Source organism: Aquimarina atlantica (assembly GCF_000626715.1).
Taxonomy (GTDB): domain Bacteria; phylum Bacteroidota; class Bacteroidia; order Flavobacteriales; family Flavobacteriaceae; genus Aquimarina; species Aquimarina atlantica.
Window position 1 is genome coordinate 1 of record NZ_AQRA01000032.1, and the last position, 1,305, is coordinate 1,305.

At 43.3% G+C, this 1,305-nt stretch carries 2 protein-coding genes; both read left to right on the plus strand.

The genetic code is table 11. From position 1 onward, the window contains the following. The first annotated feature begins 120 nt into the window (after positions 1-120). Positions 121-786: a hypothetical protein gene (locus tag ATO12_RS24455; RefSeq protein WP_034247720.1), complete on the plus strand. Its 666-nt coding sequence runs from the start codon at positions 121-123 to the stop codon at positions 784-786. Positions 787-977: 191 nt separating this feature from the next. Beyond that, positions 978-1,305: Ig-like domain-containing protein (locus tag ATO12_RS24460; protein ID WP_034247721.1), on the plus strand; the 328-nt coding region annotated here is incomplete at its 3' end.

Below are 1,305 nucleotides of genomic sequence, written 5' to 3' on the forward strand. Positions count from 1 at the left end.
GTATTGATACTGGAGTTGTTGTTCCTACGAGCGGATTCCTACCGCCGTTAACCGATAATGATACTTTAGATGTAGTGGCTACCGATGCCGGAGGGAATAGTGGAGCTGGAGTAGTAACTATTGACACCACTGCACCAACTAGCAGATACATTTACAACAAATGATATTACGCCAACCTTAACAGGAACCGGAGAGGCTAATGAAACCTTAACGATTACTGTAGATGAGAATGGAGATGGTACTCCAGAAGTTACTTATACCGTAACTACAGATGCAGCAGGAGACTGGAGTATTGATACTGGAGTTGCAGTACCAGATAGTGGTAGTTTACCAGTCTTAACTGATAATGATACTTTAGATGTTGTAGCTACAGATGCCGGAGGTAATAGTGGATCTGGAGTAGTAACTATTGATACGACTGCCCCAACAGCAGATACGTTTACAACAAACGATATTACCCCTACTTTAACGGGAACCGGAGAGGCCAATGAAACCTTAACGATTACCGTAGATGAAAACGGAGATGGTACACCAGAAGTTACCTATACTGTAACAACCGATGCAGCAGGAGACTGGAGTATTGATACGGGAGTTGCAGTACCAGATAGTGGTAGTTTACCAGTCTTGACTGATAATGATACTTTAGATGTTGTGGCTACTGATGCCGGAGGCAATAGTGGAGCTGGAGTAGTGACTATTGATCTTACTGCCCCAACAGCAGATACCTTTACAACAAACGATATTACACCTACCTTAACAGGAACCGGGAAGCAAATGAGACCTTAACGATTACAGTAGATGAAAACGGAGATGGTACACCAGAAGTTACTTATACTGTAACGACAGATGCAGCAGGAGACTGGAGCATTGATACAGGAGTTGCTGTACCTACAAGTGGTAGTTTCCCAGTATTAACAGATGATGATACCTTAGATGTAGTAGCAACTGATGCTGGAGGTAACAGTGGATCTGGAGTAGTGACTATTGATCTTACAGCACCAACAGCAGATACGTTTACGACCAATGATATTACGCCAACCTTAACAGGAACTGGAGAGGCTAATGAAACCTTAACGATTACCGTAGATGAAAACGGAGATGGTACTCCAGAGGTTACCTATACTGTAACCACAGATGCAGCAGGAGACTGGAGTATTGATACCGGAGTTGCAGTACCAGATAGTGGTAGTTTACCAGTCTTGACTGATAATGATACTTTAGATGTTGTAGCTACAGATGCCGGAGGTAATAGTGGAGCTGGAGTAGTAACTATTGACACGACTGCCCCAACAGCAGATACGTTTA